Raw genomic sequence first — 15,392 nt, forward strand, 5'->3', positions numbered from 1 at the left:
GCCCCGCCCCGGCGCTCAGAACCAGGAGGCGATGCGGCGCGGCGCGTCCACGAGGCGGCTGACGGCCACGACGGGGAGCGGCGGTTGCTCGGCCTCGGCGGGGCTCAGGTTCAGCCCGTAGTAGATCTGCTCGATCGACGGCGGCCCGACCGCGAGATTGCGCCGCACCGCCGCCGCGGACGACTCCTCGCCGGTCCGCACGAGATACGCCGCCGCCATCGCCCCCGTACGACCGACCCCCGCGCCGCAGTGCACGAACACCTGCCCGGACGACCCGGCGACGACGTCCAGGAACCGCCGCACCTGCGCGGGCGTCGGGGTCTGCCCGTCCCGGACGGGCATGCGTACGACGTCCAGGCCGGCCTTCTTCGGCCCGGCGAGCTGGGAGGCGCTCAGGTCCTCGGCGCGCAGGTCGACGACGGTGGTGATGCCCATGGCCGCCAGCGACCGGTAACCGGCGGGGGAGGGGGCGGAGCCGCGCCAGAGTCGGCCCTGGGTGTCGACCGGCTGGAAGTGATGGACCCCCTGTACCGTGCGCGTCCCGGCCGGTGCGGGGGTGTCCTCGCGTACCAGCCAGGAGGCGGCGAGGATGCCGCCGGCACCGACCGCCCAGAGGGCGAGATAGCCGACGACGACACCGACGAGGATGCGGCGGACGCGCCGCAGGGGCGAACGGTCGGGGAAGGTGGGGCGGGGGAGGGTGGTGGCGATGACAGCCATGGGCGACCCGGGGGATGAGGGGACGTGTGGGCGCCTTCGCAAAGTAACACGTCACCCGATTGGTCGTCTTGTCCGTGTACGTCCCTAAATCTGTCCTTTATGTCCGCATGATCTTGTGATCCGGGCCCGCGGGCCGGTCCGTGACCCCTCAGTCGTCGTCCGCGTCCGCGTCACCGATGCCGACCACTGTGAGGTGAGCGCGCTCCAGGGTCGCGTCCTCCAGGCAGCCGCGCAGCCGCACCCGGTCGTGGTCGGTGAGGGCGGGCCGGACGACCCCGGCGTACAGACCGTCACCCAGGTCGCCGAGGGTCGCGTGCCGCAGCGGGACCGACGTGGAGTCCCGGCAGCGCTCCCAGACCTGCGCCGCGGCCAGTGACCGCCGCTGGTCCGTGGTGTCCGGGCCGCGCATCTCCACCTTGACGACCACCGAGGTCGCCGCGCTGTCGTCGGCGTTCTCCTCCCGGGTCTGGGTGAGGTCCGCGAGCCCCAGCACGAGCCCGCCGAGCAGGGCGACACCGACCACACCGACCGCGGTCACCCGCACGGCCCGGGCCCTCGGCAGCGCGGCCACCGGCGAGGGCAGGTCGTCCAGGTCGTCCAGGCCGCCTGGTGAGGCCGGGTCGTCCGGTGCGGCCGGGTCCGGTGCGGTGAGGACGGCCAGCCGGCCCGCGAGCCGCCGCTCGGCCGGGCGCGCGGTGGCCGACGCGACCCGCTGCACCACCCAGGCCAGCCCGGACAACAGCACACCCGTGACCATCAGCACCGGCACGAAGACGTACGTCCGGTCCGCCGGGTTCTCCAGCCACCGGAACCGGGTCTCCACGCGCTCCACGGCCGGCTGCCGGAGCCGGGCGAGCGCGTCCTCCTGCCGAGCCGCCAGCTCCCGCTGCCGACGGTCGGACGCGCGCAGCCGCTCCTCGATGCGGGTCAGCCGCCCCAGCGTCGCGATGCCGAGCAGCATGACCTCCACGACCAGCAGCAGCACTCCGCACAGCAGGGCCCGCTGCCACTGCCACCGGTACAGATAGACGACGAGATACGTCCCGGTCCCGGCCGCTGCCAGCCCGCCGAAGACGTACGCCACCCTCCTCATGGCGCGTCTCCCGGGCTCACGTCCCCGGCGGTCCCGTCGACGGTGAGGCGGGAGCCGACCGGGAAGCGGTGCACGGCCTCCGCCGCGCCGACGACGGCAGGGAGCCCGAACTCCCGTGCCAGCACCGCGAGATGGGACAAAGGGCTGCCGGTCTGCGCGACCAGTGCGGTGAGCCCGGGCAGCAGCGGGGCGAGCGCGGGATCAAGAGTCCGTACGACGAGCACGGGGTCCTTCGGCGGGGGGCCCACCCCGTCCCACACGGTCCCGACGGCCCGCCCGCCGGAGACGCCCCGCATCCCGTCACGGCCGCCACCGGTCCGCTCGGCGACGACGGCCCCGCCCTCCGTCAGCCGGAACGCGTCCGGCAGCGGCGGGGACCCGTCCGGCGGGACCCGCGTCCCGAGGTCGCCGGGCAGCGCCGCGCCGTGCAGCACCGCGGCCAGCTCCCGCCAGCGCAACAGCCCGAGTTGCTCCACGTCCAGCCCGACCCGCTGCCCCGCCTCCCGCACGAGCCGCACCTGGAGCTCCTGGACCCACCGGATACGGAGGCGGAGGGCTTCGCGGGGTGGGAGGGGGGTGGTCTCGGGGAGGTGTGGGGGGTCGGTTGGTGGGGTGGTGCCCGTCGGGCGTGAGGGGTCGGTCGTGGTGGCGGTCTCGGTGGGGTTCGGTTCGTGGGGTCCGGGCGGAGCCAGCTCCGTGCCGGTGCCGGTGCCGGTGCCGGTGCCGGCGCCCGGGCTCGTCGACTCCGGCAGCCGTGCCCGGCCGCGCAGGCTCGGTGCGGTGAGGGCCAGGATCACCGGGTTCTCGGCGATCGCCCGGTCGTCGGGGACGCCACGCGCGCGTGCCGTCCCCAGCGCGGCCAGCGCCGTACCGGCCCCCGTACGACTCTTCGCGGGCTCGGCCAGGAGGGCTCCCGCGAGGGCCTCCTGAGCGTGCAGCGAGACCAGGGCCCTACGGGACCAACGGACCTCGGCGACCAGCGCGGACGCCGGGAGCGTGGACAGGCGCGGGATCTCGGCCAGGCGGCGGTCGACGTCCGCCACGAGATCCGTCGCCAGCCCCGGCAGCGCGGCCGAGAGCCGGCCCACCCGCCATGCCGCGGCCAGCTTGCGCGCCCCCGGTGCCGGGTTCAGCAACGCCAGCCAGCGGTGCCGCGGGGGAGCGGCGCCCAGCAGCCGCAGATCGGCGGCGGCCCGCCCAGCGACGGTCGTGACCACCGGCACGGTCCGCAGCAGCCGTCGGGGCGCGCTCCCGCCGATGTCGAGCGCGGCGGCGAGCCCGCGTGCCATGGGCGCCACCCACAGGTCCTCCTCCAGCGGCGCCAGCTGCTCGGGCAGTGTCTCCGCCACCGGACCCGGCCCCAGCAGTCGCGCCCCGCGCGGTGGCCGTGCCGCCATCGCCGTGATCGGGCGGCTCTGGAACAGCCACAGCCGGCCGTCCGCGTCGAACCCGAACTCGATGTCCTGCGGTCCGCCGAAGAGCCGGCGGGCCCGCCGCGCGAGCCGCGCCAGCCGGGCCAGCTCGGAGCGGGTGAGGAGCGCGCCGCCCTCCGCGCCACCCCGGGCGCCGCCCTCCGCGCCACCCCGGGCGCCGCCCTCCGCGCCACCCCCGGCCCCACCCTCCGCGGACCCCGTCCGCAGCAGCCGTCCCCGACCGCTCAGCCAGTAGTCGGTGCCCGCCTCTTCCCCGCTGACCAGGGTGTCCGGGCCGCCCCGCACCGCGCTCACCAACATCCGGTCGGCCCGTCCCGCGACGGGATCGGCGCCGAACACGACCCCGCCGACCCGCGCCGCGAGCATCGGCTGCACGAGCACCGCCATGGGCGCCGTGGACCCGTCGGGCCGTACCGCGGAGTCGAGCACGGTCCGCACCGCCGTACGGAAGGCCGGCCAGCCGCGCACGTCCAGGACGGAGGCGAACCGGCCCGCCATCGAGGACTCCTCGGTGTCCTCCTGGGGCGAGGAGGACCGGACGACCAGCGGGCGCGAGCCGCCCTCGGAGAGCTCCTCCCAGGCGCGCCGCAGGGCGGCGAGGTCCCCGCCCCCCTGGTCGGGGATCACGAAGCCGGGGAGCACGGGCAGCCCCGCACCGGCCGCGCGTGCGAGGTTCGCGGCCTTGGACCCGGCGCTGTCCGGCAGTGCGGCGTCGGGGTGGTCGAGGGGAAGGGGGGCCGGGGCAGGGGCGTCGACCAGACCGAGGGCCACCTCGCCCCGGGGCCTGTCCCCGTCTCGCGCACCTTCTCCGTGACGTTCGTCGAGTGTCGTCATCGCTCACCCTCCAGGACCGGCCGCCTACAGGGGGGACGCGCGGGGGTGGCCCTGCGCCTGACGGCGGAACGAAGGATGTGGTGAACCGCTGCCGATCCCGGCGGAGTCGACGGCGGCACACCTCCTGTTGCAATGATCCCACCGCAGCCCGGTTCCATGTCGGTCGGAATCCGGCCTTTTCGGGCGCACGGCGAAGGAGGGCGAACGCCGTACGAGAGCGCGCGGGCGCACTCCTCGGCGGGCGGTACGCCGGGTCTCTTCCGGACAAGGGAGCCCTCTCGGCCAGGCCCCTCTGCCGGCTCCCTCAGCCGAGTTCGGTCGCGGGTGGCAGCGCCCCGCACAGCGCGTCCAGGGCCGCCCCGTAGGCGTGCTCCGAGGGGGTGGCGTAGCCGACGACCAGCCCGTCGTACGGCGGTGCCGTCACCTCCTGGGCCGCCCGCGGGTGCCGGAAGTCGGCGAGGCCGTCGAGGGCGACGCCCGCCCAGGTGGCCGCCTTCACCGCGGACCGCTCGGTGCCCGGCGGCAGCCGCAGCACCGCGTGCAGCCCGGCCGCGACCCCGGTGACCTCGATGTGCGGCGCGTGCTCGGCGAGCGCGGCGACGAGCCGGTCGCGACGGCTCCGGTACCGCTGCCGCATACGCCGCACATGACGGTCGTACGACCCGGAGGAGAGGAAGTCGGCGAGGCTCAGCTGGTCGAGGATGCTCGCCCAGGCCTCCCGCTCGCCCTTGGCCGCGAGGACGCCGTCGACGTACCGCTCCGGCAGCACCATCCAGCCCAGCCGCACCGCGGGCGACAGGCTCTTGCTGACCGAGCCGACGAAGATCACCCGCTCCGGATCGAGCCCCTGTACCGCGCCGACGGGCTTGCGGTCGTAGCGGAACTCGCCGTCGTAGTCGTCCTCCAGCACCACCCCGCCCCGCGCGCGTGCCCAGTCGACGACGGCCGCCCGACGCTCGGCGTGCAACGGTCCGCCGGTCGGGAACTGGTGGGCGGGCGTGAGCAGCACGGCCCGCTCCCGCCCCAACCTGCCCACGTCGGCGCCGTGTTCGTCCAGGGGCAGCGGCACGGTCCGCACACCCGCGGCGGCGAGCAGTTCGCGGTGGAACGGCAGGCCGTACTCTTCCACGGCCAACGGGCCGCGCAGGACCGGCGGATGCGCGGCGAAGAGCAGCCGCAGCGCGTGCGCGAAGCCGGAACAGACCACGATCCGGCCGGGCTCGGTGCGCACGCCACGCGCGCGTGCCAGGTACTCCGCGAGCGCCTCCCGCAACTCGATCCGGCCGGCCGGGTCACCGGGGCCGAACACCTCGTTGGGCGCCTGCTGGAGGGCCCGCCGGTACGAGGCGAGCCAGGCCGCGCGCGGGAACGCCGACGCGTCCGGGGCGCCCTGCCGCAGGTCGTGCCGCGGGCCACGCGCGCGTGGCGGCGTTCTCACGGGTACGCGCGCGTGCCCGCGCAGGGGCTCCGCGCGCTCCGCGACCCGGGTGCCCGAGCCCTGTCGCGCGGTGAGCCAGCCCTCCGCGACGAGTTCGGCGTAGGCGTCCGCCACCGTGTTGCGGGCCACCCCGAGATCGGCGGCGAGCGAGCGGTACGGCGGCAGGCGGGTGCCGGGCGCGAGCCGGCCATCGCGCACAGCCTCGCGCAGGGCGTCGATGAGGGCGGCCCGTCTGCCACCCGGCCCGGAGAGCTCCAGGTGCAGGTCGGAGCCGATGCGCTCCGCCGAATTGACCCACGATTCCGCCATGGAAATGCACCCTACAGCGGGTCTATCCGGACCGTAGGTTGAAGGACATGACGACGAACACGAGCACGAGCATGAGCACGGATACCGCAGTCGTGGCCCGTCTGGACTTCGCGCGGAGCGCCCCGAAGGTCTTCCGCGCCCTCGTCGGCTTCGACGCCGCCGCCCGCGAGGGCCTCGACCCGGCCCTGGTGGAACTGATCCAGATCCGCGCCTCGCACCTCAACCACTGCGCCTACTGCCTCCACATGCACACCAACGACGCCCGCAAGGCCGGCGAGAGCGAGGACCGGCTCCACATGGTCGCGGTGTGGCGCGAGGCCCGGCACTTCTTCAGCGAGCGGGAGCAGGCCGCCCTGGCTCTGACGGAGGCGGTCACCCTGGTCGCCGACGGAGGTGTCCCCGACGACGTCTACGCCGAGGCCGCGGCCGTGTTCGAGGAGGAGGAACTGGCCCACGTACTGGCCCTCGCCATGACGATCAACACGTGGAACAGGGTGGCGCTGGCGACGAAGAAGGTGGCGGGGACGGACGAGCGGGTCTGAGGCGGATCGCGTCAGAGGCGGGCGTGTCCGAGGCGGATCATGTCCGAGGCGGGCGGTGTCCGAGGCGGGCGGTGTCCGAGGCCTGTCATTGGGGTGGCGGCCGGTCGTGGTGAGGCCGGCCCCACGGGCCGTGGTGGCGGCCGGGCGGGCCGGTCACACCGCCATCGGGCGGTCGAACGGTCCGATCGGGGCGGGGAGTTGTGAACTTCCCGTCAGGTGACGGTCGACGGCCGCCGCCACCGCGCGCCCCTCGGCGATCGCCCACACGATGAGCGACTGCCCGCGGGCGGCGTCCCCCGCGGCGAACACCCCGGGCACGTTCGTGGCGAAACCGGCGTCCCGCCGGATCGTGCCGCGCGGCTCCATCGCCAGCCCCAGCTGGTCGATCATCCCGTCCTCCCGGTCCGGCCCGGAGAAGCCGAGGGCGAGCAGGACGAGGTCGGCGGGGAGGGCCCGCGCGGTGCCCGGCAGCGGCCGCCGTCGCGCGTCGACCTCGACCAGGTGCAGCGACCGCACATGCCCGTCGGCGTCGCCGGTGAAGCGGAGCGTGGACGCCGCGAACAGCCGCGCGTCCGCGTCCGCCGCCGGGGCGGTGCGCAGGACGCCGGCCTCCTCGTGGGCGGCCGACAGCCGGTAGATCTTAGGGTACGTCGGCCAGGGCTCGGCGTCCTCGTCGCGGTCGGCGCCCGGCTGGGCGTAGATGTCCAACTGGGTCACGGACGCGGCGCCTTCACGCACCGCGGTGCCCAGACAGTCGGCTCCCGTGTCCCCGCCACCGACGATGACGACATGCTTCCCGGTGGCGGACATCGGGGAGTTCCGCACGTCCCCCTCGCACACCCGGTTGGCCAGCGGCAGGTACTCCATCGCCTGCTGGACGCCGGACAACCCCCGTCCCGGTACCGGCAGTTCACGCCAGGCCGTCGCCCCCGTCGCGATCACCACCGCGTCGTACCGCGACCGCAGCTCCGCCGCACCGACGTCCCGCCCGACAGCCGTCGACGTACGGAACTTCGTGCCCTCGGCCCGCATCTGCTCGATCCGCCGCTCCAGATGGTGCTTCTCCATCTTGAACTCGGGGATGCCGTACCGCATCAGCCCGCCGAGCCGGTCGTCCTTCTCGTACACCACGACCGTGTGCCCGGCCCGCGTCAACTGCTGTGCCGCGGCCAGCCCGGTCGGCCCCGAGCCGATCACCGCGACCGTCCGCCCCGACAGCCGGTCCGGCGGCCGCGGGGGCGTGAACCCCAGCTCCCAGGCTCGGTCGGCGATGGCGGCCTCGACGTTCTTGATGGTGACCGCGGGCTGGTTGATGGCCAGCACACACCCGGCCTCGCACGGCGCCGGACACAACCGCCCGGTGAACTCCGGGAAGTTGTTCGTCGCGTGCAGCCGGTCGGCCGCCTGCCGCCAGTCGTCCCTGCTGACCAGGTCGTTCCACTCCGGGATCAGATTCCCCAGCGGGCAGGCGTCGTGGCAGAACGGGATGCCGCAGTCCATGCACCGGTCGGCCTGCTTGGTGACGATGGGCAGCAGCGCCCCGGGGACGTACACCTCGTCCCAGTCCCGGACCCGCTCCTCGACCGGCCGACGAGGCCAGTCCTGACGAGGGGTGGTCATGAATCCCTTGGGATCGGCCATGGCCGTCTTCCTTGCGTGGGCAGCGACGGGCCGTGCGTCATCGGCGGCACCCTTCCGGCCACGATACGTCCCGCCGACGCCCGGCGCAGGGCGGAGACAGCGGTGTCCCGGCGGGGCGTTTGTGTCCCCGGGGGTTTTGGGCTGCGGCCGGCGGTGGGTCGCGGCGGCGGTGGGCCGAGGCTAGGTGAGGGCGAGGACGTAGGCCAGCGCCGCGGCGGCCGAGGCGATCGTGCGGACGTGGTTCCACATCGTCCATTCGCGCACATACGTCGGCCAGTAGGCGGCCGCCTCCGACGTCCCGGCGTCCAGGCGCATCAGCGTGTCGTTGCGCGGTACGTTCGCCACGATCGTCACCCCGAACGAGCCGACCAGATACAGCGTGCTGCCCAGCAGCAGCTCCACCGTCCCCTCGTCCGGCCACAGCACGAACGTCACCACCGCGATCACCGCGCACAGCACCGCCGACCCGGCGAACAGGAGCATGAACGCGGGCCGCAACGCGGTCACGTTGATCGCCTTCATCGCGGCGACACCCTGCGCCGGTGGCAGCTCGGCGAGCCCCTTCATCACGAAGGTCGAGAAGCCGCAGAACACCCCGGCCACCAGGCAGGTCCCCAGCACACCCAGCACCGTCAGTACGAAGTACGGTCCCTCGATCATGTCGTCAACTCCCGCATCGAGCCGAGATCCTGCCCGGCACCCACCGTCACCACAAGTGAATTCCCGCACGGAGACCGCCACCATGGCCGAGGACCGCGGGCGCATGCGTGAACGTCCAGCGGAGACGTGAACGACCATCGGCGGGTTGCCGCGCCCGACACCGCGGGCCGGCCGACGCCGACGCCGGTGCGCGACGAGTGACGGCTCGGGGCCTCGCCACGATCGTGTGCCTCGGGGCCCGTCAGGGTCGCGAGCCTCGGCGTCCCGTCCCGGTCATATGGCTCGGCATCCCGCTACGGGCATACGGCTCAGCGTCCCGCCACGGTCGTGCGGCCAGGTCGTGCCGTACGGCCGTCACCCGGCCTCCGCCCCCGTCGTCCGCCAACCGCCCAGCACCGCCTCCACCGCGGCCGCGATCCGCCTCCGTGCCTCGGGTCGCGGCACCCCGTTCATCAGCAACTGGTCGTACGGCGTCTCCAGATGCCGTACGGACGCCACCACCGCCGAGACCACCGCACCCTCGGACAACGCCCGCCCCGCCGCACTGCGCCCCACCCGCCCGCTGCCCCGCACCGACGCGTGCGCCGCGATCCCCTGAGCCCGCTCGACCGGGCATCCGGGGAACAGCCGCCGTATCTCCGCCGCGAACGCCTCCGTGAAACGCACGTCCTCCGCCGCCCGTCGCCGCGCGTCCCGCATCCGGCGCCGCCGCCGCGCCTCGGCATCCGCGAGACACCGCACCTCGGCCCGGGCCAACGCCGCCTCCTCCACGAGGATGCCCTGCCGCTCGTAGCGCGCCTTGCGCCGGTTGAACCGTACGACCACCGCCGACAGCGCACTCTCCTCCCGTGCCCTACGCGTCAGCGCCGTGTCACCGCGTGGCAGGAACACCAGGTGCCCGAGGTCGGCGCAGTCCAGGCACCGTGGCGCTCCCTCCTCCAGGATCAGCAGCCGCAGAGGTCCGCCACGGCACTCGGCGCACTGCTTCCGCCTGAGGGGCTGGACGACGAGCGGCCCGGTGCGGTGCGCGGGGGTTGGGAGGCGAGCCATACCGGGTTCATTCCTCCCCCGAGCGGGCCATGAACCACGACCTCGTCGCCCGACCCGCGTACCGACCGCCCTGCGCACCGTGCCGCCGGCCGCCGGGTTCGAGGACGGCACGCATCCCGGCCGTCGGCTGACGCATCATGGGCCGTGTGCGACTCGAAGCGATCACCTGGGAGCGGCTCGGCGACGCGCTGGCCGACCGGCTGCTCGACCTGAAACCGGCCGACGGCAGCCCCTGGCCCCGCATCGCCTTCGACGGCGCCCCCGCGGCCCGCCCGGAGGACCTCGCCGAACGCGTCTCGGAAGCACTGCGCGTACGCGGCCGCCCCTCGCTCGTCGTCGGCACCCACGGCTTCCTGCGTCCCGCCTCGCTCCGGCTGGAGTACGGCCGCGAGGACGTGGAGGCGTACTACAACGGCTGGTTCGACACCGGCGCCCTCTGGCGGGAGGTTTTCGGCCCCCTGGAACCGGGCGGTGACGGTCGTGTGCTGCCCGACCTGTGGGACCCCGAGACCGACCGCGCCACCCGCAGCCCTTACGTCCAACTCCCGCCCGGTGGCTTCCTGTTGCTCCACGGCCCCCTCCTGCTGCGGCACTGGTTTCCCTTCGACCTGTCGGTTCACGTCCTCCTCTCCCCGGGCGCCCTGCACCGCCGTACCCCCGAGGCCGACCAGTGGACCCTCGAGGCCTTCGAGCGCTACGCCGACGAGACCGACCCCGCCAGCACCGCCGACGTCCTGGTACGGGCCGACGACCCCCGGCATCCCGCGTGGAACGGTTGAACAGCTCGGGCAGCCGGGCAGCCGGGCAGCCGGGCAGGTGGGGGACAGGGGGAGGCAGCGGCCGACGAGCGGCCGTGTCGGCAGTCCTGGGGGAGGAGATCCACCGAACCGCTTTTATATGCGCATGCATCTAAGTAGGGTGAGTCGCATGACGACCTCCACGAGTGATCACGTGTCCTTCGACGACTCCGTCCGTACCCTCATCGACGGCAAGAACTTCGCCAGCGTCGCCACCCTCGGACCTGACGGCGCCCCGCAGAACTCGGTGGTCTGGGTCAAACGCGAGGGCGACGCCCTCCTCTTCTCCTCCCTCGACAACCGCCAGAAGGTGCGCAACCTCCGTCGCGACCCCCGGATCAGCGTCTCCGTCTACGACCTGGCCAACCCCTACACCTCGGTCGAGATCCGCGGCACCGCCGAGATCCTCCCGGACCCGGCCAAGCGCCTCCCGCGCGACCTCTCGCAGAAGTACCTCGGCATCGACCCGCCCGCCGAGAAGGAGGACGAGGTTCGAGTGATCATCCGTGTCGTGCCGCGGAAGATCGTCGGGTTCTCGGCCTGATCGGCGCCCCTGCCTCGGGGTGCGGGTCCCCCTCGCCCCGGCGAGAATGAAGGGCGCCGGGACCAGCGGTGCGCCCCCGCGCCGCGCCGGCCGTCCGGCACCGGGAGGTACTTCATGACCACCGCCGGAGACATCATGCACCGCGGCGCCCAGTGGATCCCCGCCCACGAGACCCTGGACCGCGCCGCCCAGCTGATGCGCGAGCTCAACGTCGGGGCCCTGCCCATCAGCGACGAGAACGAACGGCTCTGCGGCATCCTCACCGACCGCGACATCGTCGTCGGCTGCGTGGCCATGGGCCACGACCCCGCCAGGGTCACGGCCGGTGAGATGGCCCGGGGCACCCCGCGCTGGATCGACGCGGGCGCCGACGTCGGCGAGGTGCTCCGCGAGATGCAGGACCACCAGATCCGCCGACTCCCCGTCATCGAGAACAAGCGCCTCGTCGGCATGATCAGCGAGGCCGACCTGGCCCAGCACCTGACGGAGGACCAGATCGCCGCGTGGGCGGAGAGCGTCTACGCGAAGAGCCCGACGCACTGATCCCCGGGGAACCTTCCAGGGGTGAGCCCCCGTCGGAAGGCGAGCCCCCGTCCGGAGCTGAGGACCCCTCCGGAGGCCACGACCCCTCCAGAGGCCACGACCCCTCCGGAGGTCCGGACCCCACCGGAGGTCAGGACACCACCGGAGGTCAGGACCCCTCCGGAGGTGAGGACCCGGGGGCGGGTGTCCGCCCGCCCCGGTCCTCGCCTCGCCCCGTCGTCACAGCCAGCCGTTGCGCCGGAAGCCGCGGTGCAGGAACAGGCAGGCCACGGCTATCACGCCGAGGACGAGGGGATAGCCGAACGTCCAGCGCAGCTCCGGCATGTGCTCGAAGTTCATGCCGTACACCCCGCACACCATCGTCGGCACGGCCACGATCGCGGCCCAGGCGGTGATCTTCCGCATGTCCTCGTTCTGCGCCACCGAGACCTGGGCGAGGTGCGCCTGGAGGATCGAGTTGAGCAGTTCGTCGAAGGCGGCGATCTGCTCCCTGGCACGCAGCAGATGATCGGAGACGTCGCGGAAGTAGGCCTGTATCTCCGGGGCGACCGCGCGTATCGGCCGGGTGGAGAGCTCGTCGATCGGCCGGGTGAGCGGGACCACGGCCCTTTTCAGCTCCAGGAGTTCACGCTTGAGCTGGTAGATGCGCCCCGGGTCGAGGCGGGCGCCGTTCTGGGAGAAGACGTCCGACTCGACCTGGTCGATGTCGGCCTGCACCAGGTCGGTGACGTGCAGATAGTCGTCGACCACATGGTCCGCGACCGCGTGCAGCACCGCGGCCGGCCCCTTGGTGAGCTGCTGCGGGTCGGCCTCCAGCTCCTCGCGCAGCGGGCCCAGTGAGCCGTGCATGCCGTGCCGGACCGTGATCACGAAGTCCTGGCCGACGAACACCATGATCTCGCCGGTGTTCACGACCTCGCTGGTCGCCGTCAGTTCCTCGTGCTCGACATAGCAGACGGTCTTGAACACCGCGAACAGCACGTCGTCGTACCGCTCCAGCTTCGGCCGCTGATGCGCCTCGACGGCGTCCTCCACGGCCAGCGGGTGCAGTTCGAAGAGTTCCGCGATGCCCGCGAACTCCTGGTCCGTCGGTTCGTGGAGGCCGAGCCACACGAAACCGTCGCCGTGCTTGCGGACCCGCTCCACGGCGTCGACCAGATCGCTGCCGCCCGGGACCCGGGTGCCGTCCCGGTACGTCACGCAGTTCACCACGGAGGAACCCAGGGGGGACCGGGCCGGGTGGCTCAGGTCGACGCGTCGGCCTCGCCGCGCCAGCCGTGCGACCTTGCGGAGGCCGCCGACGGAGCCGAGGCTCGTGACCTTCCGCAGATTCCCTGCCATGGACATCTGGTTCTCCTTGTGTGGCTCCCCGCTCGCCGCATCTCTGCGCCCTGGCCGGCCAGTCTGCCAGTTCGGGGTGAGAGGCGTGCAAGCCTGTGGGAACAGGGCCTTCCGCTTTGTTCCCGCCTGTGGACGACGGTTTGTACCCGCCTGTGGACGACGGTCATCGGCGCCCCCACGGTGCCTTGCTCCCGTCGCTGCGGCACGTCCACCGGGCCGCCGCCCGCCTGTCGTTGTGACGCCGCCGTACCCTGGTGCTCTCCTTGCCGCGGCACCCCCCGTCACACCTTGCCGCCTCCTGCCGCGCCGCCGCCGTACCGTGGCGTCCTGGCACCGGAGCGTCAACTATGACGGACAAGACGGGCAACTGGGATGATCACGACATGATGCGAACCGATGGGTATCTCCTCGACAACCAGCAGACAGAGGCCGCAGAGCGCTTCAACGCCTTCGCGGCCCTCTTCGACCCCACGACGTTCCGGCACCTCGAGGCGTTCGGCATCGGCCCCGGCTGGCGCTGCTGGGAAGTCGGGGCGGGCGGCACGTCCGTCGTGTCCTGGCTGGCCAAGAAGGTGGGGCCGACCGGACGCGTCGTCGCTACCGACATCGACACCTCGTTGCTGGGCCCGGCCGCCCGCCCGCCGGTCGAGGTCCGCGTCCATGACGTGGGCGCGCAGGAGCCGCCGGGGGAGGGCTTCGACCTCGTCCACGCCCGACTCGTCCTCGTCCATGTCCCGGACCGGGAACGGGCGTTGCGGTCCATGGTCGCGTCCCTGCGTCCCGGCGGCCGGCTCCTGGTGGAGGACGCCGACCCTGCCCTCCAGCCCCTGACCTGCCCCGACGACCACGGCCCCGCCGAGCAGTTGGCGAACCGCCTGCGCCAGGGCTTCCGTCGGCTGCTCGCCGATCGCGGCGCCGACCTCTCCTACGGCCGCCGGCTCCCCCGTCTGCTCCGCGAGGCCGGGCTGCACCGTGTGGAGGCCGACGCGTACTTCCCCCTCACCTCGCCCGCCTGCGCGGCCCTGGAGTCCGCCACGATCCGCCAGATCCGCGACCAACTGGTCACCGCGGGCCTCGCCACGGACGCCGACATCGACCAGCACCTGGCGAACGTGGCGGCGGGCGGCATGGACCTCGCCACGGCGCCGATGATCTCGGCGTGGGGGCGCAAGGCGTAGGAGGGACGGGGGAGTTGACGACCGTGTGCGTCCATGTCGGTCCATGCCCGTCCAGGGGCGCGTGGGCGTGGTCCGGTGGCAGGAGCCGCGGCCAGGGTGACCGGGAGCCGCGGCCCGGTGGACAGCGGTACCCGACGTCACCTCCCGACGACCCCGGATGTCAACCGGGAACCGCCGCGGGTCTCCCGCCCACCCGCTCCACCGCCGACGCCCCCGCCCGGCACCCCAGCCGTGCCGCCTCCTCGGGGGCGGCGCCCGTGAGGAGCGCGGCGAGGAACGCCCCCGTGAACGCGTCACCGGCGCCCGTGGTGTCCCTCGGTGTCGCCGGTACGGCGGGGACGCGGGCGAGCACGGTGCCCGAGCGGGCCACCAGCGCACCCTCGGCGCCTAGCTTGGCGACGACCAGCGGGACGTGGCGGCTCAGCTTGGCCGCCGCGTCCACCGCGTCGGGCAACCCCGTCAGCAGACACGCCTCGTCCCGGCTGGGCAGCAGGACCTCGACCCCGTCCACCAACGCCAGGAACCGGTCCACACCCAGCTCCACGAGGAATCCGGCCGACGCCGGGTCCAGGCTCACCGGCACCCCACGCGCGCGTGCCGACGCCAGGGCGACCTCCACCAGTGCTTGGCTGGACTCGGAGAACAGCAGATAGCCCGACAGGTGCAGCCGGTCCACCCCGTCGAGCAGCTCGTCGGACCAGTCGCCCGGCTCCAGCCTCAGGGCCGCGCCGCTGTCGGTGAGGAACGACCGCTCGGCCGCGGCTCCCGTGTCCACGAGGCAGATCACCGTCCCGGTAGGCGCCTCCGGGTCGACGACGAGCCGCGGCCGTACCCCGCATGCGGCCAACTCCCGCTCGTGCCACGCCGCCGCGTCCGCGCCCACCCGCCCCAGCATCCGCACCTCGACGCCGCCCTGACGAGCTGCCCAGCAGGCCACGTTGGCCCCCGCCCCGCCCGGCAGCGTCCGGATCGTGGAAGCCGTGTCGGTACCCGCGGCGAGCGGTCCCCGATGCCGGGCCACCACATCGGTGACGACGTCCCCGACGACCAGCAGCGCACGACCGGCCGCCGCTCCATCCCCGGGCTTTCCAGCCGCGGTTCCGTCACCCCCGGGCTCCTCGGCCGCCGTTCCGCCCCCGGGCCTTCTGCTCGCGCTTCCACCGCCCCCGGCCTCCCCGGCCGCCATCCCACGCGTACCGCCCGCGGACCCCGCGCCCGCAGTCGCACCCCCCGCCCCCGCGCCCGCCCCCGCCCCCGCCCCCGCCGTCC

Annotated in this window: 14 protein-coding genes; 5 read left to right on the forward strand and 9 right to left on the reverse strand. The window is 73.8% G+C overall.

Annotated features, from left to right (window positions below; translation table 11 throughout):
- Positions 1-15: 15 nt before the first annotated feature.
- The 4 genes from ACH41F_RS03695 to ACH41F_RS03710 form a co-directional block, all read right to left on the reverse strand.
- On the reverse strand, positions 16-720 hold the full coding sequence (locus ACH41F_RS03695; protein WP_398832638.1) for a dual specificity protein phosphatase family protein: 705 nt from the start codon (positions 718-720) through the stop codon (positions 16-18).
- Between the two features lie 148 nt (positions 721-868).
- The gene (locus ACH41F_RS03700) at positions 869-1,813 is read right to left on the reverse strand and encodes a hypothetical protein (RefSeq protein ID WP_398832640.1); all 945 of its coding nucleotides are present in this window, start codon (positions 1,811-1,813) and stop codon (positions 869-871) included.
- On the reverse strand, positions 1,810-4,080 hold the full coding sequence (locus tag ACH41F_RS03705) for a PEP/pyruvate-binding domain-containing protein (RefSeq protein ID WP_398832642.1): 2,271 nt from the start codon (positions 4,078-4,080) through the stop codon (positions 1,810-1,812). The genes ACH41F_RS03700 and ACH41F_RS03705 overlap by 4 nt, the downstream gene beginning before the upstream one ends.
- A 304-nt stretch (positions 4,081-4,384) precedes the next feature.
- Complete coding sequence (locus tag ACH41F_RS03710; RefSeq protein ID WP_398832644.1) at positions 4,385-5,827, reverse strand: PLP-dependent aminotransferase family protein; 1,443 nt, start codon at positions 5,825-5,827, stop codon at positions 4,385-4,387.
- Positions 5,828-5,874: 47 nt separating this feature from the next.
- Here ACH41F_RS03710 and ACH41F_RS03715 point away from each other — a divergent pair, with 47 nt between their 5' ends.
- Complete coding sequence (locus ACH41F_RS03715; protein ID WP_391230247.1) at positions 5,875-6,369, forward strand: carboxymuconolactone decarboxylase family protein; 495 nt, start codon at positions 5,875-5,877, stop codon at positions 6,367-6,369.
- 153 nt (positions 6,370-6,522) lie between these two features.
- Here ACH41F_RS03715 and ACH41F_RS03720 read toward each other — a convergent pair whose 3' ends face one another.
- From ACH41F_RS03720 to ACH41F_RS03730, 3 genes are all read right to left on the reverse strand, one after another.
- Positions 6,523-8,010, reverse strand: a complete 1,488-nt coding sequence (locus ACH41F_RS03720) for a glutamate synthase subunit beta (RefSeq protein ID WP_398832646.1) — start codon at positions 8,008-8,010, stop codon at positions 6,523-6,525.
- 180 nt (positions 8,011-8,190) lie between these two features.
- Positions 8,191-8,670 carry an anthrone oxygenase family protein gene (locus ACH41F_RS03725; RefSeq protein WP_391230249.1) on the reverse strand — a complete coding sequence of 160 codons (480 nt, stop codon included), beginning with the start codon at positions 8,668-8,670 and terminating at the stop codon, positions 8,191-8,193.
- A gap of 354 nt (positions 8,671-9,024) precedes the next feature.
- Positions 9,025-9,720, reverse strand: a complete 696-nt coding sequence (locus ACH41F_RS03730) for a DUF2293 domain-containing protein (RefSeq protein WP_398832649.1) — start codon at positions 9,718-9,720, stop codon at positions 9,025-9,027.
- A gap of 137 nt (positions 9,721-9,857) precedes the next feature.
- Here ACH41F_RS03730 and ACH41F_RS03735 point away from each other — a divergent pair, with 137 nt between their 5' ends.
- From ACH41F_RS03735 to ACH41F_RS03745, 3 genes are all read left to right on the forward strand, one after another.
- Complete coding sequence (locus tag ACH41F_RS03735; protein WP_391230253.1) at positions 9,858-10,499, forward strand: uridine kinase; 642 nt, start codon at positions 9,858-9,860, stop codon at positions 10,497-10,499.
- A gap of 148 nt (positions 10,500-10,647) precedes the next feature.
- Complete coding sequence (locus ACH41F_RS03740) at positions 10,648-11,061, forward strand: PPOX class F420-dependent oxidoreductase (protein WP_398832652.1); 414 nt, start codon at positions 10,648-10,650, stop codon at positions 11,059-11,061.
- 114 nt (positions 11,062-11,175) lie between these two features.
- Positions 11,176-11,604: a CBS domain-containing protein gene (locus tag ACH41F_RS03745; protein WP_391230256.1), complete on the forward strand. Its 429-nt coding sequence runs from the start codon at positions 11,176-11,178 to the stop codon at positions 11,602-11,604.
- 219 nt (positions 11,605-11,823) lie between these two features.
- On the opposite strand, the gene ACH41F_RS03750 is transcribed toward ACH41F_RS03745, so the two are convergent.
- Positions 11,824-12,951, reverse strand: a complete 1,128-nt coding sequence (locus tag ACH41F_RS03750) for a CorA family divalent cation transporter (protein WP_391230258.1) — start codon at positions 12,949-12,951, stop codon at positions 11,824-11,826.
- 377 nt (positions 12,952-13,328) lie between these two features.
- Here ACH41F_RS03750 and ACH41F_RS03755 point away from each other — a divergent pair, with 377 nt between their 5' ends.
- Positions 13,329-14,123: a methyltransferase gene (locus ACH41F_RS03755; protein ID WP_391230586.1), complete on the forward strand. Its 795-nt coding sequence runs from the start codon at positions 13,329-13,331 to the stop codon at positions 14,121-14,123.
- A gap of 160 nt (positions 14,124-14,283) precedes the next feature.
- Here ACH41F_RS03755 and ACH41F_RS03760 read toward each other — a convergent pair whose 3' ends face one another.
- Entirely contained in the window at positions 14,284-15,309 is a 1,026-nt protein-coding gene (locus ACH41F_RS03760; protein WP_398832655.1) for a carbohydrate kinase family protein, read from the reverse strand.
- Between the last annotated feature and the right edge of the window lie 83 nt (positions 15,310-15,392).

It is taken from the genome of Streptomyces sp. NPDC020489, from assembly GCF_044386545.1.
In the GTDB taxonomy this organism is placed as follows: domain Bacteria; phylum Actinomycetota; class Actinomycetes; order Streptomycetales; family Streptomycetaceae; genus Streptomyces.

Coding starts and splice junctions, on each gene's coding strand:
- ACH41F_RS03695 (WP_398832638.1), bottom strand. CDS start 720: ATGGCTGTCATCGCCACCACCCTCCCCCGCCCCACCTTCCCCGACCGT.
- ACH41F_RS03700 (WP_398832640.1), bottom strand. CDS start 1,813: ATGAGGAGGGTGGCGTACGTCTTCGGCGGGCTGGCAGCGGCCGGGACC.
- ACH41F_RS03705 (WP_398832642.1), bottom strand. CDS start 4,080: ATGACGACACTCGACGAACGTCACGGAGAAGGTGCGCGAGACGGGGAC.
- ACH41F_RS03710 (WP_398832644.1), bottom strand. CDS start 5,827: ATGGCGGAATCGTGGGTCAATTCGGCGGAGCGCATCGGCTCCGACCTG.
- ACH41F_RS03715 (WP_391230247.1), top strand. CDS start 5,875: ATGACGACGAACACGAGCACGAGCATGAGCACGGATACCGCAGTCGTG.
- ACH41F_RS03720 (WP_398832646.1), bottom strand. CDS start 8,010: ATGGCCGATCCCAAGGGATTCATGACCACCCCTCGTCAGGACTGGCCT.
- ACH41F_RS03725 (WP_391230249.1), bottom strand. CDS start 8,670: ATGATCGAGGGACCGTACTTCGTACTGACGGTGCTGGGTGTGCTGGGG.
- ACH41F_RS03730 (WP_398832649.1), bottom strand. CDS start 9,720: ATGGCTCGCCTCCCAACCCCCGCGCACCGCACCGGGCCGCTCGTCGTC.
- ACH41F_RS03735 (WP_391230253.1), top strand. CDS start 9,858: ATGGGCCGTGTGCGACTCGAAGCGATCACCTGGGAGCGGCTCGGCGAC.
- ACH41F_RS03740 (WP_398832652.1), top strand. CDS start 10,648: ATGACGACCTCCACGAGTGATCACGTGTCCTTCGACGACTCCGTCCGT.
- ACH41F_RS03745 (WP_391230256.1), top strand. CDS start 11,176: ATGACCACCGCCGGAGACATCATGCACCGCGGCGCCCAGTGGATCCCC.
- ACH41F_RS03750 (WP_391230258.1), bottom strand. CDS start 12,951: ATGTCCATGGCAGGGAATCTGCGGAAGGTCACGAGCCTCGGCTCCGTC.
- ACH41F_RS03755 (WP_391230586.1), top strand. CDS start 13,329: ATGATGCGAACCGATGGGTATCTCCTCGACAACCAGCAGACAGAGGCC.
- ACH41F_RS03760 (WP_398832655.1), bottom strand. CDS start 15,309: ATGGCGGCCGGGGAGGCCGGGGGCGGTGGAAGCGCGAGCAGAAGGCCC.